The sequence below is a fragment of the Amycolatopsis sp. FBCC-B4732 genome (assembly GCF_023008405.1).
In the GTDB taxonomy this organism is placed as follows: domain Bacteria; phylum Actinomycetota; class Actinomycetes; order Mycobacteriales; family Pseudonocardiaceae; genus Amycolatopsis; species Amycolatopsis pretoriensis_A.
On sequence record NZ_CP095376.1, the window covers coordinates 74,429 to 98,976 of the forward strand.

Below are 24,548 nucleotides of genomic sequence, written 5' to 3' on the forward strand. Positions count from 1 at the left end.
CGCGGCGTCGCGCCCGGAGCTACCTTACGACGTAAGACTTACAACGTAAGGGAGACGTCATGAAGGCCCTCGTCCAGCGTGTGTACGGCCCGCCCGACAGCCTGAACTGGGAAGACGTGCCCGATCCGGTGCCGGGCGAAGGCGAAGTGCTGGTCCGCGTGCACGCCACTTCGGTCAACCCGTACGACTGGCACTTCCTCAGAGGCGAGCCCTACGCGGCGCGCCTGATGACCGGCGGCTTCGGGCTGCGCCGCCCGCCGGTGGGCGTCCTCGGCTGCGACCTCGCGGGCCGGGTCGAGACCGCCGGGACGGAGTTCGGCCCCGGCGACGACGTCTACGCGCTGCTGCCCGGGGGTGCGCACGCCGAGTACGTCTGCGTGCCGGAGAGCCTGCTGGCGCGGATGCCGGCGAACCTCTCCCCCGAGCAGGCCGCGACGCTGCCGATGGCGGGCGTCACGGCGCTGCTCGCCCTGCGCGGGGTGCGGCCCGGGCACCGGGTCCTGGTCAACGGCGCTTCCGGCGGTGTCGGCACCTTCGCCGTCCAGCTGGCCAAGGCGCTCGGCGCGCACGTCGACGCCGTGTGCGGCGCGGCCAACGCCGATCTGGTGCGTTCGCTCGGCGCCGGGCACGTCGTCGACTACCGGACCGAGGACTTCACCCGCGTCGGCCGCCGCTACGACTTCGTGCTGGACATCGCCGGCGGCCGGTCGGTGTTCGCCTGCCGCCGGATCCTCGAGCACGGCGGGACGTTCGTCGCCGTCGGCGGCCCGGCCGGACGCTGGCTGCAGCCCGCCGGGCACGTCTTCGCCGCGCTGGCCGCCGGGCCGTTCGCGCGGCGGCGGGTCGTGCTCGCCGACGCGGTGGGCTGTCCGGACAAGAAGGCGGTCCTGGGTGAGCTGGCGGCGTTCGCCGAGCGCGGCGAGCTCACCCCGGTCCTCGACCGGACCTACCCGTTCGACGACCTGCGGGCCGCGTTTGCCCACCAGGAAGCCGGGCACGCCCGGGGAAAGGTCGCCGTCACCCGCGCAGCGCGGTGATCGCGGCGAGCTCTTCGGGGCTCAGGACGAGGTCCTGCGCGGCGAGGTTCTCCCGCACGTGCGCGAGCGACGTCGTCCCGGGGATCGGCAGGACGGCGGGCGAGCGGTCGAGCAGCCAGGCGAGCGCGACCTGGGAGACGGTGGCGCCGTGGCGTGCGGCGATCGGTTCGAGGACGCCGCGGACCGCCGCCGGGCCTTCGGTGTCGGTCGGCGCGCCCGGCGTGCTGAGCGAGACCGGCTGCCAGGGGACGAAGACCGCGCCGGCCTCGGCGGCGGCGTCGAGCAACGGCTGTTCGTGGCGGTCCACCAGGTTGTAGTGCGCGGTGACGGCGGTGATCTCGACGATCTCCCGCGCGGCCTTCAGCTGCTCCAGCGTCACGTTGGACAGGCCGATGTGCCGGATCACGCCCTCCTGGCGCAGCTCGGCGAGCGTGCCGACCTGGTCTTCGAAGGACGCGTCCTGCGCGTAGCCGCTGTGCAGGTAGTAGAGGTCGATCCGCTCGACGCCGAGGCGCCGCGCGCTCAGCATCGCGGACTGCCGCAGGTACTGCCGCTGCCCGATCGCGGCGATCGTCGAGATCTCCGGGCCGCTGCGGACGAAGCCGCCCTTGGTCGCGAGCAGCAGGTGCTCGGGGTAGGGGTGGAGGGCTTCGCGGATCAGCTGTTCGTTGGTGTGCGGGCCGTAGACGTCGGCGGTGTCGATCAGCGTCACACCGGCGTCGACGACCCGGCGCAGCAGCTCGAGGCCCGCGGCCCGGTCGGGGTAGTCGCCCCAGTGGCCGGGGCCGGTGAGCCGCATCGCGCCGTAGCCGATCCGGCCGGTCGTCAGGTCGCCGAGGGAGAGGGTGGTTCGTTCGGTCATGGCTCCACCGTCGCCCGGTCCGCCGGTGGGGGCCAGGGAGGGAACTGCCTATGCAGCCTGGTACCAGGCACGCGGCGGGCGATCTTGCGACACTGGGGGCATGGCTGCCACCGATCTGGGCGAGTTCCTGCGGGCTCGCCGCGCCGCGCTCGACCCGCGACGGGCCGGGCTGCCCGACGACGGCCGGCTCCGGCGCGTCCCCGGCCTGCGCCGGGAGGAGCTGGCCCAGCTCGCGCACATCAGCATCGACTACGTGGTCCGGCTGGAGCAGGGCCGCACGCGCCGGGTGTCCCGGCCGGTCCTCGACGCGCTCGCGGACGCGTTGCAGCTGGCCCCGGACGAACGCGCGTACCTGTTCACCCTGGCCGACGTCGCCCCGGAGACCCGGGTGCCGGCCGGGGACCACGTCGCCGGCCCGCTGCGGCAGCTGCTCGACGGCATGCCGGACGTGCCGGCGATGGTGCTGAACCGCCGTCAGGACGTGCTGGCCTGGAACCGCGCGGCGGTCGCGCTGCTGGGCGACTTCGGCGCGCGGCCGCCCGCCGAGCGCAACCTGATCCGGCTGACGTTCCTCGACGAGGACTACCGCGCCCGGTACGCGGACTGGCCGCGGGCGGCGGGCGCGTGCGTCGAGGTGCTGCGGATGGAGTCGGGCCGCGACCCGGCCGACCCGGTGCTCGCCGCCCTCGTGCGCGAGCTGCTGGAGAAGGACGCGGACTTCCGGACGTGGTGGGAGCGCCACCAGGTGCGCGGGGCCCGGGAGCTGACCAAGACCTACCGCCACCCGGTGGCCGGCCCGGTCACCCTGGACGTCCAGCAGTTCGCCGTCGAGACGCACCCGGGTCAGCGGCTGGTGGCCTACACCGCCGAACCCGGGTCGCCGTCGGAAGAAGCGCTGCGGTTCCTGCTGCAGTGGTCCGCCGAGCCCGCGCAACGCTGACCGCGGGCCCGGCGGGCCGGGTGTCAGCCGTTGTGCGGGCAGTTGCCCCGGTAGTCCGAAATGGACAGGCTGGTGCCCGGGATCGGGCAGAGGAACTGCTCGTAGCGGGTGTCGTTGTCGATGAACCGCTTGAGCCAGGACAGCGTGTACTTCGCGATCGTCGTGTTCGACGAGTTCGGCGCGAAGTGGCTGGCACCGCGCAGTTCCAGGTACGCCTTGTCCAAAGAGGACGGCAGGCTGGTGTAGAACGGGATCGAGTGCGTCGCCACCGGCGCGATGGTGTCCGCTTCGGCCCCGACGACCAGCGTCGGCACGCGCACCGTCGACCAGCTCTTCGTCAGGTTCCAGCCGGTCAGCGGCACCGCGGCCTGCAGCGACGGCCGTGAGCGCGCCGCTTCGAGCGTGCCGCCGCCGCCCATCGAGTGCCCGACGACGCCGAGCCTGCTGCTGTCGATGCGGGACCGCACCGAGCTCTGCTGGGTGAGGTAGTCGAGCGAGGCCAGCAGCTGCCTGCCCCGGCTGTCGGGCTGGTCGCTGGTGGTCAGGGTGTCGATGGTGAACACCACGAAGCCTTGGGACGCCAGGCGCGGGCCGAGCCACGCCATGCTCGACTGCGTGGCGGTGAAGCCGGGGGCGATGGAGATCGCGCCGAAGGTGCCGGCGGTGGTGGTCGTCGGGTAGTAGATGGTGCCGCCGCCGAAGCCGGAGACGGACAGCCGCGAAACGGTGGCGGTGCTGGTCGCGAAGCTGCCCCGGCTGGCCTCGATGCTGGCCGTGGTCGGGGCGGGCCCGCGTTCGTAGGGGTTGTCGGCGGCGGGTGCCGGCGAGGCGACCGCGGTGGTCACCGCCAGCGCGGCGGCGATGACCCCGGCGGCCTTGGCGCGCCACGGTCGGCGGCGGGAAATTTTCTCACCCGGGCCAGACGACGTCGGCGGGCTGGTGAGTAAGGACATGGATCGCTCTCTTTCCCCGGGCAGGCGAAAGCGGGCCCGGACACGGACGGGCGGACCGATGGAACCGTTGCACGGCAACGAAGAGCGTGCCGTCACCCCGGGTGCGGGGAACCGCTTCCCGGTCGCCCTATGAAACACTTCGTCGAAATGTTCCACAACGGCCGAACGGGTGAGTGGTTGACAGACTGGGCGGTCGCTCAGTGGGTCGGGGAGGCGCGGCACTCACGCGCGTGACAAAGGTGGGCGCTCAGCGCGGCCGGTCCGGCGGCCCGCAATGTCATGAACGAGTCGTTCACCGCGTCTGGCGAGGTGAAAGGGTCGTTCATGACGTTGCGGGCCTGGGATCACGGCGAAACGCCCAGCCGGCCCGGCGGCATTGCCGCGCCCCCTGACCCGGAGGCGGCACTTTCACGTGAAAGTGCGGGCTCAGGGGGTGGCGCTCGGCTCCAGCGCGCCGCGGACGAGCGTGTCCAGCAGGGTCGTGGCCACCGTCAGGTCGACCGTGCGCGCGGCCAGCACGTCCGAGTACAGGAACGACTCCCCGAGCCGCACCACCGCGAACGCGAGATCCGGCAGCCCCACCAGCGGCGTCAGCCCGGCCGCTTCGGCGTCGGCGCGGAAGAGCTCCACGTGCTCGTCGACCAACGCCGGCTGGACCGCGCCGCGCGGATCGGTCAGCACCCGCAGGGCGACCGTCGACTCCGCCTCGATCAGCTTGCGCATGCCGTCGCTGGCGGCGACCTCGCGGCGGTACTCCTCCATGACCCACAGGCAGCGCAACCGGCCCTCCGGCGTGCGGACCGCGTCGCCGTGCGTGGTGCGCCAGCCGTCGAGCGCGCGCTGCCAGGTGCGGTCGGACAGCAGCCGCAGCCCGGCGCCCATGAGGTCGTCGCGGTTGCCGACGCGGCGGAAGAACGTCGTGCGCGAGATCCCCAGTTCGGCGGCCATCCGGCCGAGGTCGAGGCGGGTGCCGGTGACCAGCAGGCGGGCGGCGTGCCGGACGATGTCGTCGGTCGAGACGGTCACCGGGCCAACCCTATCCCGCAGGTCGCGGACAGTTACCTTGAAGTGCGCGGGGCCCGGTCGGTTAGCGTGGACGTCGTGCGCGTAGACATCTGGTCCGATCTGGTCTGTCCCTGGTGCTATCTCGGCAAACGCCGCTTCGAGCAGGCGGTCGCCGAACTCGGGGTCGACGTCGAGGTGGTGCACCACTCGTTCCAGCTCGACCCGTCGTTCCCGCGCGGGACTTCCCGGCCGACGCGCGAGGTGCTGTCCGAGAAGTACGGCCGGACACTGGAAGAAGCCGACGCGATGGAAGCGCAGATGGAAGAGCGCGCGGCCACCGACGGGCTCGAGTACCACCTGGACGGTGTCCACATGGGCAACACCGTCGACGGCCACCGCCTGGTCCACCTCGCCACCGACCGCGGCGTGGCCGACGCCGTCGTCGATCGCTTCTACCGCGCGCACTTCACCGAGCGCCGGTCGCTGTTCGACCGCGATTCACTGGTGGAGCTGGCCGCCGAAGCGGGCCTGGACGCGGCGGAAGCGCGGGCCGTGCTCGAATCCGACGCCTACGAAGCCGAAGTCGCGGCGGACGGCGAGCAGGCCCGCGCCCTCGGCGCGTCCGGCGTCCCGTTCTTCGTGGTCGACCAGCGCTTCGGGGTCGCCGGAGCCCAGTCGCCCGAGGTGTTCGCGCAGGTGCTGACGCGCGCGGCGGAGGTCAGCGGCGCCGCCGCCGGCTGAACCGCGACCGGTCGGTGGCGACGCCGGCCAGGTGCAAGGCGACGCACAGCAACCCGGCGGTGGTCAGCGTGCCGGTCGTGACGACCGGACCGAGCCCGAACCCGGCCAGCTCCATCAACAGGGCGAGCCCGAAGAGCACGGCGGCGAGAATGGCGAGCATGAGACCCTCGTTTCGGTGGGGATGACGCCGAATGGTCCACACCATTACGACGTTCGCGGTACCGGTGGTCCCGGCTTGGCTGGCCGGTAATGCCCCGGCTTCCGCGCGGTGAAACGAGAACTTCCGCGTGGCTGCCGCCCCCGGTTTCCACGCTACCGGCCGGCACCGACAATTCCGCTGGGGGAGCCGAGCCGGACTCCGCGTCGCGTCAGGACGGGGGAGGCGCGGTGCTGGAGCGCAGGACCAGTTCCGTCGGGACGCTCACCGGTTCCCCCACCTCCGCGCCTGTCTCGATCTCCGTCAGCAGCGCCGCCACCGCGTAGCTGCCCACCGCCTCGAACGACTGGCGGATCGTCGTCAGCGGTGGCCAGAAGTGCGCCGACTCCTCCATGTCGTCGAACCCCACCACGCTCACCTCGCCCGGCACCGCCCGGCCCGCCTCGTGCAGCGCCCGCAGCAACCCCAGCGCCATCTGGTCGTTGGCCGCGAACACCGCCGTCACCGTGGGATCCGCCGCCAGCGTCAACCCCGCCTCGTACCCCGACGACGGCGACCAGTCACCGGTCAGCACCGGGGGCACGAACGCGCCCGCGAGCTCCAAAGTGGACCGCCACGACTTCCGCCGCCGTTCGGCCGAATAGGACTGCGGGGGTCCCGCGATGTGCCACACCGTCTCGTGCCCCAGTGAAAGCAGGTGCCGGGTCGCTGTCGCGGCGCCGTCGGCCTGGTCCGTGTCGACGACCGGGTAGTCGTAGCGCGCGCTGGAGTCGATCACCACCACCGGGAGCCCGTGCGGGAGCTCGATCGAGCTCTGGTCGAGCTGGTGCTGCTCGATCAGGATGATCACGCCGTCGACCGCCTGCTCGTTGAGCTTGCTGAACGCGCCGGTCACCTCGCCCTGCGTCGGGCGCGTCACCGGCATCAGGATGATCGAAAACCCTTGGGCGACGACCGCCGCCGCGATGGCGTCCAGGGTGCGGCTGTTGCCGAACGTCGGGAGCGCCGAAATGATCACGCCGATGCTGCGGAACTTGCCGTTGCGCAGTGCGCGGGCCGCGCTGTTGGGGCGGTAGCCGATCCGGCGCATCGCGGCGAGGACCCGGTCGCGCGTGGCGTCGTCGACGTTCGTCTTGCCGTTCGCGACCCGGGACACGGTCTGGCCGGAGACCCCAGCCTCGCGCGCGACGTCCGCCATCGACGGTCCACGGCGCGGGGAAGCAGTCGGCACGGGTGGCTCCTCGAAGTGTCCTGGACATGTTTACGTCAACACGTTACCCTCCGACCGTCCATGTTGACGTAAACATCTGCACGAACACCGGAGGGACGATGACGTCCACAGCGGCACCGCCGGTCGCGGCACCGGCCCGCCCGGCGCCGCCGGCCCGTCGCCGGCGGCGCAACTGGCGCGGCTGGCTCTTCGTCGCCCCCTTCATGCTGGTGTTCGCGCTGACGTTCATCGCGCCCGTCGTCTACGCCTTCGTCCTCAGCCTCTTCCGGGACCAGGCCTTCTTCGGTGGCACGGTGTTCGTCGGCGCCGACAACTACGCGCAGGTGCTCGCCGACCCGAAGTTCTGGGAGTCCTTCCAGCGGGTGCTGGTGTTCCTCGCCGTGCAGGTGCCGATCATGCTGCTGCTCGCGCTGGTCGCGGCGCTCGCGATCGACAGCGCCCGGCTGCACGCCGCCGGGTTCTTCCGGATCGTGATCTTCCTGCCCTACGCGGTGCCCGCCGTGGTCGCCGCGCTGATGTGGGGCTTCATCTACGGTGACCACTTCGGACTCGCCGCGGACCTCAACCACCTGCTCGGCACCGATGCCGTGAAACCGCTGTCCCAGAACTGGCTGCTCACGTCGATCGGCAACGTCGTCACGTGGGAGTTCGTCGGCTACAACATGCTCATCTTCTACTCGGCCCTGAAGGTGATCCCGAAGGAGCTGTTCGAAGCCGCCGCGATCGACGGCGCCGGCGCGTTCCGCACGATCGTCTCCGTCAAGCTCCCCGCGATCCGCGGCGCGATCGTGATCGCGACGATCTTCTCGATCATCGGCAGCTTCCAGCTGTTCAACGAACCCAACATCATGCGCAACCTGGTGCCGAACGTGATCGGCACCTTCTACACACCGAACATGTACGCCTACAACCTCTCCTTCGCCGGCCAGCAGTACAACTACTCCGCCACGGTCGCGATCGTGATGGGCGTGATCACCGCGGTCATCGCCTACGTCGTGCAGCTGCGCGGCACCCGGAAGGGGATGTGACGTGGCCACGCTCTCGGTGACGCGCCCCAAGAAGTCGCGCACGCTCACCGCCGTCATGGCGCTGTACCTGCTCTACACCCTGGTTCCCCTGATGTGGCTGGTGATCAACGCGACCAAGACGCAGGCGTCCCTGTTCTCGACGTCGGGCCTGTCCTTCGGCGGCCCGTTCGCGCTGTTCGACAACATCGCCCAGACGTTCACCTACAACAACGGGATCTTCTTCCGCTGGCTCGGCAACACCCTGCTCTACGTCGTGGTCGGCGCCGGCGGGGCGACCATCCTCGCCACGGCGGCGGGGTACGGACTGGCCAAGTACCGCTTCCCGGGCCGCCGCGCGGTGTTCGCCGTCGTGCTCGGTGCGGTGGCCGTGCCCGCCACCGCGCTCGCCGTGCCGACGTTCCTGATGTTCAGCAAGCTCGGGCTGACCAACACCCCGCTGGCCATCATCATCCCGTCGCTGATCAGCCCGTTCGGCCTCTACCTGATCTGGGTCTACGCCGCCGATGCCATCCCCGACGAGCTGCTGGAAGCGGCGCGGATCGACGGCGCGGGCGAGTTCCGGATCTTCCTCACCGTCACGCTGCGCCAGCTCGTGCCCGGGATCGTCACCGTCGCGCTGTTCACCGTGGTGCAGACGTGGAACAACTACTTCCTGCCGCTGATCATGCTCAGCGAGCCCAAGTGGTACCCGCTGACCGTCGGGCTGAACCAGTGGAGCGCGCAGGCCAACGGCGCCGGCGCGCAGCCGATCTTCAACCTGGTGCTCACCGGTTCGCTGCTCACCATCATCCCCCTCGTCCTCGCTTTCCTGCTCATGCAACGGTTCTGGCAGTCCGGGCTGAGCGCGGGCAGCGTCAAGCAATAGCCGTCACACCGTCGTGAAGGGACATTCGATGTCACGCATCCGCAGTCGCGCCAAGGCGTTCGCCGCCGTGGCGCTGGCCGCCGCACTGGCGGCCGGTTGCTCGTCCGGGAGCTCGTCCGGGCCCGCCGCCGCCACCGGCACCCAGGACTCGGTCGACGCCGCGCTCAAGGCGGGCGGGGAGATCACCTACTGGAGCTGGACGCCGTCGGCCAAAGACCAGGTCGCCGCGTTCGAGAAGGAATACCCGAACGTCAAGGTCAACTACGTCAACGCCGGGACGAACAAGGACGAGTACACCAAGCTGCAGAACGCGATCAAGGCCGGCTCCGGCGCCCCGGACGTCGCGCAGATCGAGTACTACGCCCTCCCGCAGTTCGCGCTGACCGATTCACTCGCCGACCTGAACCAGTTCGGCTTCGGCTCGTTCGAAAAGGACTACAGCGCCTCGACGTGGGCGCAGGTCAAGAACGGCAACGGGATCTACGGCCTGCCGCAGGACTCCGGGCCGATGGCGTTGTTCTACAACAAGGAAGTCTTCGACAAGAACGCCATCGCGGTGCCGAAGACGTGGGACGAGTACATCGCCGCGGCGAAGAAGCTGCACGCCGCCGACCCCACCAAGTACATCACCTCGGACACCGGTGACCCGGGCTTCGTGCTGAGCATGATCTGGCAGGCGGGCGGGCGCCCCTTCGCCGTCGACGGCCGGAACGTGAAGGTCAACCTCGCCGACGCGGGCACCAAGAAGTGGACCGCGATGTGGGACCAGCTGATCCAGGGCAAGCAGCTCGCCCCGGTCAAGGAGTGGTCCGACGACTGGTTCCGCGCCCTCGGCGACGGCACCATCTCCTCGCTGGTCACCGGCGCCTGGATGCCGGGCAACTTCATCTCCTCGGTGCCCGGCGGGGCCGGCAAGTGGGCGGTCGCGCCGATGCCGACCTACGACGGTAAGCCGGTGACCTCGGAAAACGGTGGTAGCACGCAGTCGGTGCTCAAGCAGAGCAAGAACCCGGCGCTGGCCGCGGCGTTCGTGCGCTGGCTCAACCACGGCGGCGGTGTCCAGCCGTTCATCAAGAGCGGCGGCTTCCCGTCCACGACGGCGGACCTGGGCGCGCCCGCGTTCGTCGACCAGGCCGTGCCGTACTTCGGCGGCCAGAAGGTCAACGAGGTGCTGACCCAGGCGTCGAAGGACGTCGCACCGGGCTGGACCTACCTGCCGTACCAGACCTACGCCAACAGCGTCTTCAGCGACACCGCGGGCAAGGCCTACCTCAACGGCACCGGGCTCGACGCCGGGTTGGCGGCCTGGCAGCAGGCCATTGTGGACTACGGCAACCAGCAGGGCTTCACGGTCAGCGCGGGATGACCGTCCACATCGAAGGTGACGCGGGCCAGGTCGTCGGCCCGGTCCCGCGTCGCCTCTTCGGCTCGTTCGTCGAGCACATGGGCCGTTCCGTGTACACCGGGTTGTACGAGCCCGGACACTCCACTTCGGACGAACGCGGGTTCCGCGGCGACGTCCTGGAGCTGGTGCGCGAGCTCGGCCCGACCGTGCTCCGGTACCCCGGCGGCAACTTCGTCTCCGGGTACCGCTGGGAGGACGGCGTCGGCCCGGACCGGCCCGTCCGGCTCGACCCGGCCTGGCACAGCGTGGAATCCAACCGCTTCGGCCTGCACGAGTTCGTCGCGTGGGCCGAAGCCGCGGGTGCCGAGGTGATGTACGCGGTCAACCTCGGCACCCGCGGCATCCAGGAAGCCGTCGACGTCCTGGAGTACTGCAACCACACCGGCGGCACGGCGCTGAGCGAGCGGCGGCGCGCTAACGGCGCCGACCACCCGTTCGGCTTCAAGCTGTGGTGCCTGGGCAACGAGATGGACGGCCCGTGGCAGATCGGCCACAAGACGGCCGACGAATACGGGCGCCTGGCCGCCGAAACCGCGCGGGTCATGCGGATGATCGACCCGGCCGTCGAACTGGTCGTCGCGGGCAGCTCGCACGCGGACATGCCGACGTTCGGCGAGTGGGAACGCACGGTGCTGCGCCACACGGCCGGGCTGGTCGACCACATCTCGCTGCACGCCTACTACCAGGAACTGCACGGCGACACCGACAGCTACCTGGCCAGCGGGGCCGCGCTCGACGCCTACATCGGCAAGGTCGCCGGGATCATCGACGAGCTCGGGCTCGGCGGCCGCGTCGGGATCAGCGTCGACGAGTGGAACGTCTGGGACCTGCGCCGCTGGAACGAAGTCGACCAGGCGCGCTTGGCCGAAGGCGGCTGGCGGGAGCACCCGCGAATCATCGAGGACGACTACACCGTCACCGATGCCGTCGTCGTCGGCTCGCTGCTGAGTTCGCTGCTGCGCAACGTCGACCACGTCACCATGGCGAACCAGGCGCAGCTGGTCAACGTCATCGCGCCGATCCGCACCGAGCCCGGCGGCCCGGCCTGGCGGCAGTCGACCTTCCACCCGTTCCGGCAGGTCGCCGCGCTGGCCGGCGGGTCGAGCCTGCGCCTGACCGTCGACGGCCCGCGGCTGCGCACCGCGCAGCACGGCGAAGTCGACCTCGTCGACGTCGCCGCGACGGCCGAGGAGTCCGGGCGCGGCGCGGTGTTCCTGACCAACCGCGCCACGGCGTCGCCGACCGAGGTCCGCATCCGGCTCCGCGGCGCCGGGTTCGGCGTGTACGCCGCCGAAACGCTGACTGCGCCGGAGGGCGAAACCCGGCACGCCGTCAACACCGCTGTCTCGCAACCGGTCCGGCCGGTGCCGCTCCCCGGCACCGCCGTGACGTCCGACCCAGGGGGGACCACCATCACCGCGACACTGCCACCGCTGTCCTGGACCGTGCTCCAGCTGAGCCCGGAGGCGGGCCGGCATGCCTGAGTTCGCCGTCGGGGACACCGACTTCCTGCTGGACGGCCGCCCGTTCCGGATCCTTTCCGGTGCCCTGCACTACTTCCGGGTGCACCCGGACCTGTGGGCCGACCGGATCGACAAGGCCCGGCGGATGGGCCTCAACACCATCGAGACGTACGTGCCGTGGAACGCGCACGCGCCCGAGCCCGGCGTCTTCGACCTCACCGGCGGGCTCGACCTGGACCGCTTCCTGCGGCTCGTCGCCGACGCCGGGATGTACGCGATCGTGCGGCCCGGCCCGTACATCTGCGCCGAATGGGACAACGGCGGCCTGCCGGCGTGGCTGTTCCGCGACCCGGACGTGGGGGTGCGGCGCTTCGAACCGCGCTACCTCGCCGCCGTGCGCGAATACCTCACGCGCGTCTACGAAGTCGTGGTGCCGCACCAGGTCGACCGCGGCGGGCCGGTGCTGCTGGTCCAGGTCGAGAACGAGTACGGCGCGTTCGGCGACGACAAGCGCTACCTGAAAGCGCTTGCCGAGCACACGCGCGCGTCGGGGATCACCGTGCCGCTGACCACAGTGGACCAGCCGACGCCGGAGATGCTCGAGGCCGGCAGCCTGGACGGGGTGCACCGCACCGCTTCCTTCGGCTCCGGCGCGGTGGAGCGGCTGGCGATCCTGCGGGCGCACCAGCCGACCGGGCCGTTGATGTGCAGCGAGTTCTGGAACGGCTGGTTCGACAACTGGGGCGCGCACCACCACACGACGTCCGCCGCGGATTCGGCGGCCGAGCTCGACGCACTCCTCGCGGCCGGCGCGTCGGTCAACCTGTACATGTTCCACGGCGGCACCAACTTCGGGTGCACCAACGGCGCCAACGACAAGGGCGTCTACCAGCCGATCGTGACGTCGTACGACTACGACGCGCCGCTCGACGAAGCCGGTGACCCGACGCCGAAGTACCACGCCTTCCGCGACGTGATCGCCCGCTACCACAAGGTTCCCGACACCGTCCCGCCGCCGGCGCGCCCGGCACCGACCCCGCACGGCGTCCTGCGCGACCCGATCCGCCTCCTCGACGCCCCGGACCGCTGGGGCACCTGGGAGTTCCACGAAGAGCTGCCCGCGTTCGACGACCTGACGCCGATGCCGCGGGTGGCGTTGCTGCGCTGCGCCGTCGAGGGGGACCGGCCCGGCGTGCTGACCTTCGGCGAGGTGCGCGACCGCGCGACGGTGTTCTTCGACGGCGACCCGGTGGGCACGCTCTCGCGGGAGCACCACGACCGCGCGATCGCGCTGCCGCGGGCGGCGGGCGAGCTGCTGGTGCTGGTCGAGGACCAGGGCCGCGTCGACTACGGCCCGCGGATCGGCGAGGCCAAGGGGATCGTCGGCGGCGCGGAACTGCACGGCGAGCCGCTGACCGGCTGGGACGTCCTGCCGCTCGACCTGACCGAGGTGCCTTCGCTGCGGTCCGCGACCAAGGCCGTGGTTTCGGGCCCGGTGGCGGGGCCGGTCCTGCTGCGCGCCGACATCGATGTCGACGCGCCCGCCGACCTCTTCCTCGACACCGGGGAGTGGGGCAAGGGCCTGGCGTGGTTCAACGGCTTCCCGCTCGGCCGGTACTGGCGGCGCGGGCCGCAGCGGACGTTGTACGTGCCGCGCCCGGTGGCCCGGGCCGGCGGCAACGAACTCGTCGTGCTCGAACTGGGCACGATGCTCGACCCCGCGGCCCGGTTCACGCCGCGGCCGCTGCTGGGCCACACGGAGGCCTGAGAGAAGTCCCCACCGCTCCGAAGGGCAGTTCGACGATGAACCGCAGGCGTTTGCTCACCGTCCTTTGTGTACCTCTGATCGGCGCCGCGGTGGTCGCGGCACCGGCGGCGGCGGCCACCGCCGTCACGGTGAAACCCGACCCGACCTACCGGCAGCAGTCGTTCGACGGCTGGGGCGCCAGCCTGGCCTGGATGGCCGAGGCGACCGGCGGCTACCCCGACGCGATCCGCAACCGGCTGGCCGACCTGGTCTTCGGCGCCGACGGGCTGAACCTGAACATCGCCCGGTTCAACGTCGGCGGCGGCAACGCCCCCGACGTCCCGCCGTACCTGCGCGCGGGCGGCGCCGTCCCGGGCTGGTGGAAGGCGCCGGCGGGCACCACGCGCGCGGACAAGGACTGGTGGACCCCCGGCGACCCGGCCGAGTTCGACACCGCCGCGGACCCGAACCAGCGCTGGTGGGTCGACAGGATCAAGCAGCGCGTCACGAAGTGGGAGGCGTTCAGCAACTCGCCGCCGTACTTCCAGACCGTCTCGGGATACGTCTCGGGCGGCTTCACCGCCACCGACGAGCAGCTGCGCCCGGACAAGATCGGCGACTTCACCGCGTACCTGGCGCAGGCGGTGCGCACGCTCGAACGCGCGCACGGCATCAAGTTCACCTCGGTGAACCCGCTGAACGAGCCCAACACGAACTACTGGAAGACCACCCTCGGCGCCGACGGCAACCCGACCGGCGGGCGGCAGGAAGGCGCGCACATCGGCCCGTCGGTCCAGGCACAGCTGATCCCCGCGATGGCGGCCGCGCTGGCCGGGTCGAAGACGATCGTCTCCGCGCCCGACGAGACCAATCCGGACATCTTCGCCGCGGACTGGTCCGGCTGGTCGGACGCGGCCCGCGCGGCGGCGGGCCGGCTCAACGTGCACACCTACGGCACCGGCAACCGGCCGATCCCGCGGGACCTGGCCAAGGGCGCGTCGAAGCCGCTGTGGATGAGCGAGGTCGGCGGGAGCTGGCTGGACCGGCAGGACTTCACGTCGATGGACCCCGGCCTCGGGATGGCCGAGCAGATCACCGACGACCTGCGCCTGCTGGAGCCGAGCGCGTGGGTGAGCTGGCAGCCGATCGAGGACTACAACAACATGAAGCCCGGTGGGGAGTCCGCGGCCGGGATGAACTGGGGCGAGATCCAGGTCCCCTTCGACTGCCCGGCCTCGGCCACGCCGCAGACGTGCCGGATCCGGACCAACACGAAGTTCGACACGATGCGGAACTTCACCCACTACATCCGGCCGGGTGACCGGCTGACCGGGGTGGACGACCCGGCGTCGACGGCCGCCATGCGCGGCGAGGACCTGGCGACGGTCGTGCACACGAACGCGGGCACGGACGCCCAGGACGTCACCCTCGACCTGTCCGGCTTCCGCGGCATCCGCCCGGGTGCCTCCGTGACGCCGGTCGTCACCGACGTCACGGGTGCGTTGAAGCGGGGCAAGCCGGTGAAGGTGACGTCGGCGCACGCCACGCTGCGGGTGCCCGCGCGCTCGGTGACGAGCTTCCTGGTCGACGGCGTGTCCGCGACGGCGGCCGGCACGGGCCTGGGCTCGGGCAAGCCGTTCGCCTTCACCGGCGTGCAGAGCGGCAAGACGCTGTCGGCGGAGAACGGCACCCTGGTCCAGCGCACGACCGACGTCTCGGCGCCGGCCCAGCGCTGGACGCTGGCCGACCGCACCGGCCGCTACGGCAACCGCGACCGGTTCACGATCACCAACACGGGCACCGGCCAGGTGCTGGCCACGGCCGGCGGCGCGGTGACCCTGGCCCCGGCGGGCACGTGCGACCCGGCCGCCCAGTGGACGCTCTCCACGACCGGCGACGGCACGTGGACGTTCGTCAACGCGGCGACCGGGCAACTGCTGGACGTGCCGGGCGAGTCCCGCGACGACGGCGCCCGGATCGGCCTGTACCGGCCGACCAACGGCCCGAACCAGCGCTGGCAGGCCGTGGCCCGCTGACCGCGGTCCGTCGTCGGCGGCCCACCGGCGCGGCCCTCGCCGGACCGGGGGCCCTGGGCCGGTAGAGTTCACCCGGACCCGTTGAAACGCCAGCGGTGGTCTTGGTTGACGCTGCTGGCGAGCTCATCCCCGTGCTCGCCGCTTGACGCATGGGAGGGGTGGGCCTTGCCGACCACTGGCGACGGCATGGCGGAGCGGGTCGACGAGCTGAACGCCGTACTGGCCGATCTCGTCGGGGTCCTCGAATCGGTGTCCGACACACCCGGGCTGCTCGACGCGGTCTGCGGCGAGGCGGTCCGCGTGGTGCCGGACGCGGACCTGGCCAGCATCATGGTGGTCCGCGACGGCGTGACGCAGACGGCGGCCTTCACCGACGAGCGCGCCCGGCGCATCGACGACGTGCAGTACGCGGCGGGCGACGGCCCCGGCCTGCTCGCGGCATTGACGGGCGAGGTCGTGCGGGTGACGGTCGGCGAGACGGACGAGCAGTGGCCCGAGTTCGTGGCCGCGGCGAAGGAGATCGGCGTCGGCAGCTACCTGGCGGTCCCGCTGCGCGTGGACGACACCCTGGTCGGTGCGGTCACGCTGTTCGGCTTCGGCGCCCACGGCTACCACGAGTTCGACACGAAGGTGCTGCGCCTGTTCACGTTGTGCGTGGAGACTGTCCTGCGCCTGACCCGCCGCTACCGCGAAGCCCGGCGCCTGGCCGACGAGCTGCGCAACGCGATGGAGACGCGCGCGGTGATCGAGCAGGCCAAGGGCATGCTGATGCTGATCCACCGGGTCAACGAGGACGCCGCGATGCAACGCCTGATCGTGGAGTCCCAGCACACGAACATCAAGCTCCGCGACGTCGCGGCCCGCTTCACGAGGAGGATGAGCTCGGCCGACGGCGGCCCGCCGCGCCACTGAACAACGTCCCGAGACCGTCCTGGACCGGCTCCGCACCGAGCCGGTCCAGCGCGTCCCAGACGGTGACGGCGGTGGCGGTCAGCACCGGTTTGCCGAGCCGCGCTTCCAGCTCACCGAGCAGCGGCGTGGTGTGCAGGGCGGTCTCGGGCAGGAGCACGGCTTCGGCGTCGTCGTGCGCGCCGGCTTCGGCCAGTCCGGTGATCCGCGCCGGGCTCCAAGTGGCCAGGTCCCGGTCTCGGCCGGCGCCGGCCGAGACCGCGTGCACCGTCTCGACGCCCGCCTCGGCGAGGAACGCGGAGAGCCGGGCGGTCAGCTCCGGGTGGTAGACGGAAGCGAGTGCGACGCGCCCGGCGCCCAGCCGCTCGAGCGCGGCGAGGTAGGCGAGTGAAGTGCTGCTCGCGGGCACCCCGAGGTGCGCGGCGAGCGCGCCGGCCTGGGCGCGGGCGCCGTCGAGCCCGCGGGTGAAACTGCAGCTCGAGCAGGCCCAGCTGACGACGTCCGGGGTGGTGGCGAACGCGTCGGCGGCCCGGGTGAGGCGCTCGGGCGCGCCGATCTCGCGCACGGCCGCGGTCTGGCCTGCCGCGTCCGACCGGCCGGCGGCCGGGCCCTACTCCGGATGGGCGAAGCCGACGCCGATGGCCGGGTCGAGCCGCCGGCACAGCTCGGCGAAGTCGTCCTCGCCGCGGTCGCGGGCCGGGTACAGCAGTCCGAGTTCCATGCCCCCGGGCTACCCGGATTTGGCGGACGGGCGCCGGTGCAGGAGGTCGAACCGCGACCACATGGCCTCCGCCGCCTCGATCGACTCGCTCGTGCGGGCCGGGTCGACCGCCGCCAGCTGGGCGACGATCGCCTGGACCAGGGCCATGCCCGCGGTCAGGGACGGGAAGAACGTCACGCCCTCGGCGGGCACCATCAGCACGTGCTCGGCCGCGCCCGCGAGCGCCGGGCTGGCGGCGTCGGTGATGGCGAAGACGCGCGCGCCGCGGCTCTTCGCCTCGTTCGCCGCCAGGACCGTGCTCTCGTAGAGGCGCCAGAAGCTGATGGCGACCAGGACGTCGTCGCCGGTCAGCTTCGCCGTCTGGTTGGCGAGCTCCGCGTCGCCCGCCGTCACGGCGTGGACGTCGTAACCGGCCAGGCGCGCGTTGTGCGCCATCGCGATCCCGACCGCCGCGTAGCTGCCGTCGGCGATGACCAGCGTGCGGCGGGCCGCGCCGATCGCGCGGGCGACTTCGCGCAGCACCTCCTCGTCGAACCGGCGGTTGAGCAGGGCCAGGCCGTCGAGGTCGCGGCGCAGGGACGCCGAGCCCGGCGAGTCGACACCGCGGTGCTCCTCGGCGACCTGCGGCGCGCTCAGCGACGACATGTACCGCGCCCGCAGCTCCTGCTGCAGCGCCGGCCACCCGGCGAAGCCCAGCGCCTGCGCCGTGCGCGTCACGGTCGCGACGTTGACGCCGGCGAGCTGCGCCAGCTCGGCCGTCGACCCGAACGACGCCCGCCGCGGCTGGGAGACCAGCACCTCCAGCACGGCGGCCGACTTCGGCCGCAGGCCCCGCGCGGGCAGCCGGTCGCGCAGCCACGTCTCGAAACCGTCGTCGGTCTCCGCCACTTCGGTGCCTCCCCTCATCCGCGTAGACCGTAACGCAGCGAGTTCGTCTTGCAATGAACGTTGCAAATTCCGAGAAACGCAGTATACGTTGTCCGCACTCCCCGACGCCCGGACACGGAAGGCGTTCCCCATGACCCTGCTGGCGCGACTGGACCGGCTCCCGCTGAGCCGGCCCCACTACAAACTGCTGCTCATCGGCGGGCTCGGCTACACCTTCGACGGCATGGACTCGGCGGTCGTGGCCTTCCTGCTGCCCAGCGCCAAGGCCGCGTGGGGGCTCGACAACGGCCAGCTCGGGCTGATCGGCTCCGCGACGCCGTTCGGCTTCCTCTTCGGCGCGATCGCGGCCGGCCTGCTCGGCGACCGCATCGGCCGCAAGAAGGTCATGATGTACGCGCTGGCCTTCTACGCGCTGTTCTCGGTCATCGCGTCCTTCTCGCCCAACTACGAAGTCTTCCTCGGTGCCCGCGTGCTGGCCGGCGCCGGTGCGGGCGCGGAAAGCGCGATCATCGCGCCGTTCCTGTCCGAGTTCGTCCCGGCCAAGCGGCGCGGCTGGTTCGTCGGCGCGCTCGCCGGGTTCTTCTCCTTCGGCTTCGTCGCGGCCGCGCTGATCGGGCGGTTCGTGGTGCCGTCGTTCGACGAAGGCTGGCGCGTCGCGCAGCTCGTCACCGCGCTGCCGATCGTGATGCTGCTGTGGTGGCGCCGGTCCCTGCCCGAGTCGCCGCGGTTCCTGCTGGCGCAAGGGCGGTCGGCCGAAGCCGAGAACGTCGTCGCGAAGCTGGAGCGTGACGTCGAACGGGCGACCGGCGCGGTCCTGCCGCCGGTGCCGCCGTCCGGCGCGCAGCCCGCGACCGAGACGCCGAAGGTCAACCTGTTCAGCGCCCTGAAGTTCCTGTGGAGCCCCGCGATGCGGCGCCGGACGGCGGTGATCTGGACCGTCTGGTTCGTGATCACGTTCTCCTACTACGGTTTCTTCTCCTGGATCCCGACGCTGCTCGTGGAGCGCGGCATCACGGTGACGAAGAGCTTCGAGTTCTCGATCATCATCTACCTGGCCCAGGTGCCCGGGTACTTCTCGGCCGCGTGGCTGTCCGAGCGGCTCGACCGCAAGCACACGATCGCGCTGTACCTCGCGGGTTCGGCGGTGAGCGCGTTCTGGCTGAGCCAGACGAGCGCGCCGTGGTCGATCACCCTCGCCGGCGCGGTGCTGTCGTTCTTCCTCAACGGCACGTACGCCGGGGTGTACTCCTACACGCCCGAGGTGTTCCCGACCTGGATCCGCGCCAGCGGCACCGGCCTGTCCAGCGCGTTCGGCCGCGTCGGCAGCATCCTGGCCCCGACGATCATCGGCCTGTCCGCGGCGAGCCTCGGCTTCGCCGGCGTCTTCGGCCTGACGACGGCGGTGCTGGCCGCCGGCGTGCTCTGCGTGCTCGTCTTCGGCCTGTCCACCGCGGGCCGTTCCCTGGAAGAACTGACCGAACACGGCGCCCCGAAGGCGGTCGCGAAGGAGATGACGAAGTGACACTGTCCACAGTGGAAGAACGGGTGCGGACCGAGCTGGGCGTGCGGTTGTTCACGGTCCTCGCGTGGATCCCGGAGCGCGGGGCGTTGCGGCGCGTGCACAGCAGCCACCCGGCGGAGTACCCGGTGGGCGGGGAGAAGACGGTGGAGGTCGCGGCCGGCTGGCTGGACCGCTGCATCACCGCGCGGGAGCCGTACTTCGGCCCGGACCGCGCGGCGGTGCGCGAGATCTTCGCCGACCACGAGCTGATCGAATCCCTCGGCTGCGGCTCGATCATCAACGTGCCGGTGGTGTCCGGCGGCCGCACGCTCGGGGTGCTGAACATCCTCGACGCGGAAGGCGCGTACGACGAGAAGTCGGTCGCACTGGCCGAATCCCTGGCCCCGCTCGCGGTGCCGGCCCTGCTGGAGGTGACCTGGTGAACCTGGTGCTGCGCAACGCCCGTCTGCTCGACCCGCGCTCCGGCGAATACACCGAGGGCGACCTGCGGTGCGCCGACGGCCGCATCGTGGAAACGGGCCCCGGGCTCACCGCGCCCGACGTGCCTTCCCTCGACCTCCGCGGCGCGGTCGTGCTGCCGGGACTGGTGGACGCGCACGTCCACGTCACGGCGTCGACGGCGGACCTGGGGTCGCTCCCGTCGACGTCACCGTCCTACGTGACCGCCCACAGCGCCCGCACGATGAGCCGCATGCTGGACCGCGGCTTCACGACGGTCCGCGACGCGTCGGGCGCTGACTACGGCCTGGCGGACGCCCAGTCGGAGGGCCTGTTCCGCGGCCCCCGCCTGCTGTTCTGCGGCCGCGCGCTGAGCCAGACGGGCGGCCACGGCGACAGCCGGACCAGGGGAGCCCACGCGAAGGACGACCACCCGTGCTGCGCGGGTCTCGGCCGCGTGGCGGACGGCGTCGACGCGGTCCGCGCGGCCGCCCGCGACGAGCTGAGGAAAGGCGCCCACCACATCAAGGTGATGGCCTCGGGCGGCGTCGCCTCCCCGACGGACCGCATCGATTCGACCCAGTATTCGGCCGACGAACTGCGCGCGATCGTCGAGGAGGCATCGGCGGCCAACCGTTACGTGGCGGCCCACGCGTACACGGCTCGGGCGATCAACCGCGCCCTGGAACTGGGCATCCGGTCGATCGAGCACGGCAACCTGCTGGACGAGCGGAGCGTTTCGCTGTTCCTGGAGCACGACGCGTACCTGGTGCCGACGCTGGTGACGTACTGGGCGCTGAAGGAGGAAGGCCGCGAGCACGGCCTCCCGGAGTCGAGCTGGCGCAAGGTGGACGACGTCCTGGGCGCGGGGTTGTCAGCCCTGGAGCGCGCGGCCCGCGGCGGGGTGAAGATCGTCTACGGGACGGATCTGCTGGGCGGGATGCACCGGCACCAGAACCACGAGTTCCGCCTGCGCGGGGAGGTCCAGACGCCGTTGGAGGTCATCCGTTCGGCCACGTCGACGGCGGCGGACCTGGTGAACCTGACGGGGGAGATCGGCACGCTGGCGGTGGGTGCGCACGCGGACCTGCTGGTGGTGGCGGGGGATCCGCTGGCGGACATCGGGGTTTTGGCGGAGCCGAAGAACTTCACCCACATCGTGCAGGGCGGGGAAGTGGTCGGGGGAACGGCCGCCTGAGCCGCTGGTGCCCTGGACGTGCGTCCGGGGCACCAGACGTGCTCCGCCGTCACCAGTTCCGGACCGCCGGTGCGTAGCCCGCCGGCTTGGTGCCCACCTTCAAGCCCGGGCTCACGATCCAGTTCTGGTACTCCGCCGTGAACATCCGGTACACCGACGCCGGCGCGACCGCGCTCGCCTCGTCCAGCAGCTTCCGCTGCTCGGCCGGGAGCTCGAAGTCCAACGCGGCCATGCTCTTGCCCAGCTGCTCGGCACTGCTGGCGCCCACGATCGCCGACGCGATGCCCGGCTGGGTGGCCACCCAGTTGATCGCCACCTGGGCCATCGTCACGCCCAGCTGGGCCGCCACCTGCTCCAGCGGCTTCAGCAGCTGCCAATCGCGGTCGGTCCACTGGTTGTCCGCGTCACTGAAGCGGCCCGCGCCGCCGTTGCGGTACTTGCCCGTCAGGAAGCCGCCGGCCAGGGGGCTCCAGGCCGTGACGCCCAGGCCCAGTTCCTGGCCCATCGGGACGTGCTCGGTCTCGATCTCGCGCTGCACCAGGGAATACGGCAGCTGGAGGTTGATCATCGGGGCCAGCGAATGGGCCTCGGCGTACGTCTGGGCGCGGGCCGCGTACCAGCTCGGGACGTCGGACAGACCCGGGTAGCGGATCTTGCCCGCGCGGACGAGGTCGTCGAACGTGCGGACGACCTCCTCCACCGGGGTGATGCGGTCCCACGTGTGCAGCAGGAACAGGTCGACGTAGTCGGTGCCCAGCCGGCGCAGCGACGCCTCCAGGGCGCGGATCATGTGCTTGCGCCCGTTGCCGCCCGCGTTGGGGTCGGCCGGGTCGACGCTGTTGGTGAACTTGGTGGTCAGGACCACCCGGTCGCGCGTGCCCGTCTCGGCGATCAGCTTGCCGAGGATCGTTTCGCTTTCGCCCGCCGTGTAGAAGTCCGCCGTGTCGAGGAAGTTGCCGCCTTCGTCGAGGTACTTGCGGAAGATCGGGCGGACCTCGTCCTCGGTCTTCCCGTAGGCCGCGTGGAAGCCGCCGGTGCCGAAGTTCATCGTGCCGAGGGCGAGCCTGCTCACGCGCAGACCGGAGCGGCCGAGGAGGTAGTACTGGTCGAGAGGCATGGGAAGTGCTCCTGGGAAAGGGAAATCCGTTGACTTCTCCACCGTGCCCGCACATTTTTGGACCCGCAAGTCCACTAGTGGTGGCCGCCACCCGGGGGCACCACGAAGCTCACCGTCTTGCTGTCCAGCACCTTGTGGGCGGGGTCGGCGAGCCCGATCCACAGCCGGTGCGGACCCGGCGGCAGCGCCTGGATGATGAGCGGCTCGCCACTGGCGTCGGCCCAGTGCCACGGCGCGTCGTCGACCGTCACGTGGATGTGGCCGACGCGCGGGGAGACGTCGAGGGCCGCGGGGCCGTAGACCGGGACGATCCGCAGGTTCTCCGCGCGGTAGCCGGAGCACGACGAGCCCCATGGCGAGCTGCTCGGGCAGCGGCGCGTCGACGACGAGCGCGGGCGGCGGCTGTGAGGGGAGCGGGACGACCTGCGCCGGGGCCCAGCCGGCCGGGGTGGCGGGTGGTGCGGGCGGCGCCGCGCTCGCCTAACAGGCGGCGGCGAGCGCGACGACGGCGGTCAGAACGGCTCCGCGGATCAGGTGCGGCATGCCTTCGACGCCAGGTTCTCGATGATCGGCTTCGCGCCCGCCGGACGACGCTGCCGGCGTACGTCGCCGGGCAGGCGCCCCGATGCGGTGGGGCCGGCCGCATCGGGGCGCGTGGACTCAGCGGCAGCGGTAGCTCGCCGCCGTGGCCGGGTCGCCGTGGCCGGTGTAGCGCGAGACCTTCGGGTACGCGCACAGGTCACGGGTCGCGCCGCTCGCGGTCGCCGCCGCGAGGGTGGCCGGGGCCTTGCCGTGCTCGACCCAGTCGACCAGCGCGCCCAGCGGGTTCGACGGCTGCGGGCCGATGCCGCCGCCGCAGTGCTCGACGCCCGGGGCCAGGAACAGCCGGTAGAAGTCGTTCACCCGCTGCGGGCCGCCCAGTGCGCGCTCGACCTGCTGGCGGTAGTACAGCGCGCCGCCGGGCGGGATGAGCTGGTCGCTCGTGCCGACGTAGGTCAGCAGCTTGCCGCCGGAGCGGCGGAACGCCGACAGGTCGGGGTCCGACGTGCCGATCACGCCGTCGTACTCGCGCACCGACTGCCGGAAGACGTCCCGGTACTGCGCGTACGTCAGCTTCGAGGTGTCGAAGCCCGGCTGCTTCTCGAGGAACGACTGCACCCACAGGACGGCCACCGGGAAGCCCGGCGCGGTCAGCGTGCCGTCGGGTCCGGCCTGCGTGCCCGCGACCCACGTGTAGTCCGCGCCCTTCGGCAGCCCGGCCCACAGCTTGCGGCCGCGCTCGTCGGTCGGCCCGGCCCAGATCTTGCGCATGACCTCGGCGTCGGCCGCGGTCACGGTGAACTCGTGGCCGTCGCAGACGACCTTCGTGCCGACCAGGCTGCGGGGGTCGTAGCTGCACTCGTCCGGGTGATCGATGATGCCGTCGGTGACGCCGTCACGCGCGTCGCACGTCTGCACCGCGGCCTTCTGGAACGCCGAAAGCACGCAGTTGCTGGGGAAATCGTGCTCGTTGTTCATCACGACCTGCGGCCAGAGCGTCGCGACCGCGAACTGCGACCACTCGACGGCCGGGGCGTTCGCGAGGATGCCGTCGAAGTCGCCGGCGTGGTTCTGGGCCTCCGAGTAGCCTTGGCGGCCGCCGGTGGAGCAGCCGGTCCAGTAGGAGAACGTGATCGGCCGCTGGTAGTGGCGTTCCGTGACGGCCTTGCCGAGCACGGCCTCTTCGTGGGCCGACCGGGTGGCGAAGTTCGTCAGCAGGGTGCGGTCGACCTTGCCGCCGGCGGTCAGCGCCCACGACGTGTCGAGCGGGTTCGCGGACACCCCGGCGTCGGTCGTCACGGCGCTGTAGCCGTCCTTGACCGCCTGGGTGAACGGCGCCCCGGACTCGCCGGCGGCGTAGGCGCTGCCGCCGAGGGCCTGCAGGCGCCCGGTCCAGCCGGATTCGGGCAGCCCGACGACGACCTTGACGTGGTCGTGGCCGTCGTGGGTGAGGGTCACGGTGATCTGGCAGAACGCGGGCGCGTCGGTCTTGCGCTCCGCCGACACGGATTCGACCTTCGCGCCGGGCGGGGCCGGCACCGCGACGGCGGCGCACGCCGGCGCGGCCGAAGCCGAGGCGGCGGGTGCGAGCTGCGTGACGGTGGTCAGCAGGAGCGGCACGGCGGCCGCGAGGAGTATGCGTCTCATCGGTCTCTCTGATCGCTTGCGTCTTTCATCCGCTGCGAAAGCTAGGTGCCGGCCCGGGGGCGCCGCGCCCGTCGGGTGACGCTGTCGATGTACGTCAC

The 24,548-nt window shown here is 71.6% G+C and carries 23 protein-coding genes; 13 read left to right on the plus strand and 10 right to left on the minus strand.

Annotated elements, in window-relative coordinates; all coding sequences use genetic code 11:
* The first annotated feature begins 59 nt into the window (after positions 1-59).
* Entirely contained in the window at positions 60-1,037 is a 978-nt protein-coding gene (locus tag MUY14_RS00350) for an NAD(P)-dependent alcohol dehydrogenase (protein WP_247019636.1), read from the plus strand.
* On the opposite strand, the gene MUY14_RS00355 is transcribed toward MUY14_RS00350, so the two are convergent.
* On the minus strand, positions 1,018-1,899 hold the full coding sequence (locus tag MUY14_RS00355; protein WP_247019637.1) for an aldo/keto reductase: 882 nt from the start codon (positions 1,897-1,899) through the stop codon (positions 1,018-1,020). The two genes, MUY14_RS00350 and MUY14_RS00355, sit on opposite strands and share 20 nt — an antisense overlap.
* A gap of 100 nt (positions 1,900-1,999) precedes the next feature.
* Here MUY14_RS00355 and MUY14_RS00360 point away from each other — a divergent pair, with 100 nt between their 5' ends.
* Entirely contained in the window at positions 2,000-2,839 is an 840-nt protein-coding gene (locus MUY14_RS00360; RefSeq protein WP_247019640.1) for a helix-turn-helix transcriptional regulator, read from the plus strand.
* A gap of 23 nt (positions 2,840-2,862) precedes the next feature.
* Here MUY14_RS00360 and MUY14_RS00365 read toward each other — a convergent pair whose 3' ends face one another.
* Together MUY14_RS00365 and MUY14_RS00370 are read right to left on the minus strand one after the other, a co-directional pair.
* Positions 2,863-3,792 (minus strand): dienelactone hydrolase family protein, encoded by a 930-nt coding sequence (locus MUY14_RS00365; RefSeq protein WP_247019642.1) that lies wholly within the window; start codon positions 3,790-3,792, stop codon positions 2,863-2,865.
* 426 nt (positions 3,793-4,218) lie between these two features.
* Complete coding sequence (locus tag MUY14_RS00370) at positions 4,219-4,818, minus strand: QsdR family transcriptional regulator (protein ID WP_247019644.1); 600 nt, start codon at positions 4,816-4,818, stop codon at positions 4,219-4,221.
* Positions 4,819-4,905: 87 nt separating this feature from the next.
* Here MUY14_RS00370 and MUY14_RS00375 point away from each other — a divergent pair, with 87 nt between their 5' ends.
* Complete coding sequence (locus MUY14_RS00375; RefSeq protein ID WP_315863313.1) at positions 4,906-5,538, plus strand: DsbA family oxidoreductase; 633 nt, start codon at positions 4,906-4,908, stop codon at positions 5,536-5,538.
* Here MUY14_RS00375 and MUY14_RS00380 read toward each other — a convergent pair.
* Together MUY14_RS00380 and MUY14_RS00385 are read right to left on the minus strand one after the other, a co-directional pair.
* Positions 5,516-5,698, minus strand: a complete 183-nt coding sequence (locus tag MUY14_RS00380) for a hypothetical protein (RefSeq protein WP_160701928.1) — start codon at positions 5,696-5,698, stop codon at positions 5,516-5,518. The genes MUY14_RS00375 and MUY14_RS00380 overlap by 23 nt on opposite strands.
* Before the next feature lie 208 nt (positions 5,699-5,906).
* Positions 5,907-6,893 carry a LacI family DNA-binding transcriptional regulator gene (locus tag MUY14_RS00385; protein ID WP_247025548.1) on the minus strand — a complete coding sequence of 329 codons (987 nt, stop codon included), beginning with the start codon at positions 6,891-6,893 and terminating at the stop codon, positions 5,907-5,909.
* 131 nt (positions 6,894-7,024) lie between these two features.
* Between MUY14_RS00385 and MUY14_RS00390 the strand changes: the two genes are divergently transcribed.
* The 7 genes from MUY14_RS00390 (at position 7,025) to MUY14_RS00420 (ending at position 16,382) form a co-directional block, all read left to right on the plus strand.
* Positions 7,025-7,954: a carbohydrate ABC transporter permease gene (locus MUY14_RS00390; protein WP_247019646.1), complete on the plus strand. Its 930-nt coding sequence runs from the start codon at positions 7,025-7,027 to the stop codon at positions 7,952-7,954.
* A 1-nt stretch (position 7,955) separates the two neighbouring features.
* Positions 7,956-8,819 (plus strand): carbohydrate ABC transporter permease, encoded by an 864-nt coding sequence (locus tag MUY14_RS00395; RefSeq protein ID WP_247019647.1) that lies wholly within the window; start codon positions 7,956-7,958, stop codon positions 8,817-8,819.
* 28 nt (positions 8,820-8,847) lie between these two features.
* Positions 8,848-10,185: a sugar ABC transporter substrate-binding protein gene (locus tag MUY14_RS00400; RefSeq protein ID WP_247019648.1), complete on the plus strand. Its 1,338-nt coding sequence runs from the start codon at positions 8,848-8,850 to the stop codon at positions 10,183-10,185.
* On the plus strand, positions 10,182-11,708 hold the full coding sequence (locus MUY14_RS00405; RefSeq protein WP_247019649.1) for an alpha-N-arabinofuranosidase: 1,527 nt from the start codon (positions 10,182-10,184) through the stop codon (positions 11,706-11,708). The genes MUY14_RS00400 and MUY14_RS00405 overlap by 4 nt, the downstream gene beginning before the upstream one ends.
* A complete protein-coding gene (locus MUY14_RS00410; RefSeq protein ID WP_247019650.1) occupies positions 11,701-13,455 on the plus strand; it encodes a beta-galactosidase family protein in 1,755 nt (584 codons plus the stop codon). Before MUY14_RS00405 ends, MUY14_RS00410 begins: the two co-directional genes overlap by 8 nt.
* A 35-nt stretch (positions 13,456-13,490) precedes the next feature.
* Positions 13,491-15,470 carry a glycoside hydrolase gene (locus tag MUY14_RS00415; protein ID WP_247019651.1) on the plus strand — a complete coding sequence of 660 codons (1,980 nt, stop codon included), beginning with the start codon at positions 13,491-13,493 and terminating at the stop codon, positions 15,468-15,470.
* Positions 15,471-15,656: 186 nt separating this feature from the next.
* Complete coding sequence (locus MUY14_RS00420; RefSeq protein ID WP_247025549.1) at positions 15,657-16,382, plus strand: ANTAR domain-containing response regulator; 726 nt, start codon at positions 15,657-15,659, stop codon at positions 16,380-16,382.
* Here the strand turns inward: MUY14_RS00420 and MUY14_RS00425 are convergent.
* Both MUY14_RS00425 and MUY14_RS00430 read right to left on the minus strand, forming a co-directional pair.
* A complete protein-coding gene (locus MUY14_RS00425; RefSeq protein WP_247019653.1) occupies positions 16,336-16,944 on the minus strand; it encodes a decarboxylase in 609 nt (202 codons plus the stop codon). The two genes, MUY14_RS00420 and MUY14_RS00425, sit on opposite strands and share 47 nt — an antisense overlap.
* 165 nt (positions 16,945-17,109) lie before the next feature.
* Positions 17,110-17,988, minus strand: a complete 879-nt coding sequence (locus MUY14_RS00430; RefSeq protein WP_247025550.1) for a MurR/RpiR family transcriptional regulator — start codon at positions 17,986-17,988, stop codon at positions 17,110-17,112.
* Between the two features lie 130 nt (positions 17,989-18,118).
* Between MUY14_RS00430 and MUY14_RS00435 the strand changes: the two genes are divergently transcribed.
* From MUY14_RS00435 to MUY14_RS00445, 3 genes are read left to right on the plus strand one after another with little or no spacing between them, the layout of a single operon-like run.
* The gene (locus tag MUY14_RS00435; RefSeq protein WP_247019655.1) at positions 18,119-19,510 is read left to right on the plus strand and encodes an MFS transporter; all 1,392 of its coding nucleotides are present in this window, start codon (positions 18,119-18,121) and stop codon (positions 19,508-19,510) included.
* Entirely contained in the window at positions 19,507-19,932 is a 426-nt protein-coding gene (locus MUY14_RS00440) for a GAF domain-containing protein (RefSeq protein ID WP_247019656.1), read from the plus strand. The genes MUY14_RS00435 and MUY14_RS00440 overlap by 4 nt, the downstream gene beginning before the upstream one ends.
* Positions 19,929-21,146 carry an amidohydrolase family protein gene (locus MUY14_RS00445; protein WP_247019657.1) on the plus strand — a complete coding sequence of 406 codons (1,218 nt, stop codon included), beginning with the start codon at positions 19,929-19,931 and terminating at the stop codon, positions 21,144-21,146. The genes MUY14_RS00440 and MUY14_RS00445 overlap by 4 nt, the downstream gene beginning before the upstream one ends.
* Positions 21,147-21,195: 49 nt before the next feature.
* Here MUY14_RS00445 and MUY14_RS00450 read toward each other — a convergent pair whose 3' ends face one another.
* The 3 genes from MUY14_RS00450 to MUY14_RS00460 all read right to left on the minus strand — a co-directional run bounded on the left by MUY14_RS00450 (position 21,196) and on the right by MUY14_RS00460 (position 24,450).
* A complete protein-coding gene (locus MUY14_RS00450) occupies positions 21,196-22,263 on the minus strand; it encodes an aldo/keto reductase (RefSeq protein WP_247019658.1) in 1,068 nt (355 codons plus the stop codon).
* A 74-nt stretch (positions 22,264-22,337) separates the two neighbouring features.
* The gene (locus MUY14_RS00455) at positions 22,338-22,580 is read right to left on the minus strand and encodes a DUF6130 family protein (protein WP_315863314.1); all 243 of its coding nucleotides are present in this window, start codon (positions 22,578-22,580) and stop codon (positions 22,338-22,340) included.
* Positions 22,581-22,923: 343 nt separating this feature from the next.
* Entirely contained in the window at positions 22,924-24,450 is a 1,527-nt protein-coding gene (locus MUY14_RS00460; protein WP_247019659.1) for a tannase/feruloyl esterase family alpha/beta hydrolase, read from the minus strand.
* Positions 24,451-24,548 lie beyond the last annotated feature (98 nt).

Bases quoted from the DNA above. Each gene is read 5' to 3' on its own strand.
- MUY14_RS00350 (WP_247019636.1), top strand. From the start codon at position 60: ATGAAGGCCCTCGTCCAGCGTGTGTACGGCCCGCCCGACAGCCTGAAC.
- MUY14_RS00355 (WP_247019637.1), bottom strand. From the start codon at position 1,899: ATGACCGAACGAACCACCCTCTCCCTCGGCGACCTGACGACCGGCCGG.
- MUY14_RS00360 (WP_247019640.1), top strand. From the start codon at position 2,000: ATGGCTGCCACCGATCTGGGCGAGTTCCTGCGGGCTCGCCGCGCCGCG.
- MUY14_RS00365 (WP_247019642.1), bottom strand. From the start codon at position 3,792: ATGTCCTTACTCACCAGCCCGCCGACGTCGTCTGGCCCGGGTGAGAAA.
- MUY14_RS00380 (WP_160701928.1), bottom strand. From the start codon at position 5,698: ATGCTCGCCATTCTCGCCGCCGTGCTCTTCGGGCTCGCCCTGTTGATG.
- MUY14_RS00385 (WP_247025548.1), bottom strand. From the start codon at position 6,893: ATGGCGGACGTCGCGCGCGAGGCTGGGGTCTCCGGCCAGACCGTGTCC.
- MUY14_RS00390 (WP_247019646.1), top strand. From the start codon at position 7,025: ATGACGTCCACAGCGGCACCGCCGGTCGCGGCACCGGCCCGCCCGGCG.
- MUY14_RS00400 (WP_247019648.1), top strand. From the start codon at position 8,848: ATGTCACGCATCCGCAGTCGCGCCAAGGCGTTCGCCGCCGTGGCGCTG.
- MUY14_RS00405 (WP_247019649.1), top strand. From the start codon at position 10,182: ATGACCGTCCACATCGAAGGTGACGCGGGCCAGGTCGTCGGCCCGGTC.
- MUY14_RS00410 (WP_247019650.1), top strand. From the start codon at position 11,701: ATGCCTGAGTTCGCCGTCGGGGACACCGACTTCCTGCTGGACGGCCGC.
- MUY14_RS00415 (WP_247019651.1), top strand. From the start codon at position 13,491: ATGAACCGCAGGCGTTTGCTCACCGTCCTTTGTGTACCTCTGATCGGC.
- MUY14_RS00420 (WP_247025549.1), top strand. From the start codon at position 15,657: ATGGCGGAGCGGGTCGACGAGCTGAACGCCGTACTGGCCGATCTCGTC.
- MUY14_RS00435 (WP_247019655.1), top strand. From the start codon at position 18,119: ATGACCCTGCTGGCGCGACTGGACCGGCTCCCGCTGAGCCGGCCCCAC.
- MUY14_RS00450 (WP_247019658.1), bottom strand. From the start codon at position 22,263: ATGCCTCTCGACCAGTACTACCTCCTCGGCCGCTCCGGTCTGCGCGTG.
- MUY14_RS00460 (WP_247019659.1), bottom strand. From the start codon at position 24,450: ATGAGACGCATACTCCTCGCGGCCGCCGTGCCGCTCCTGCTGACCACC.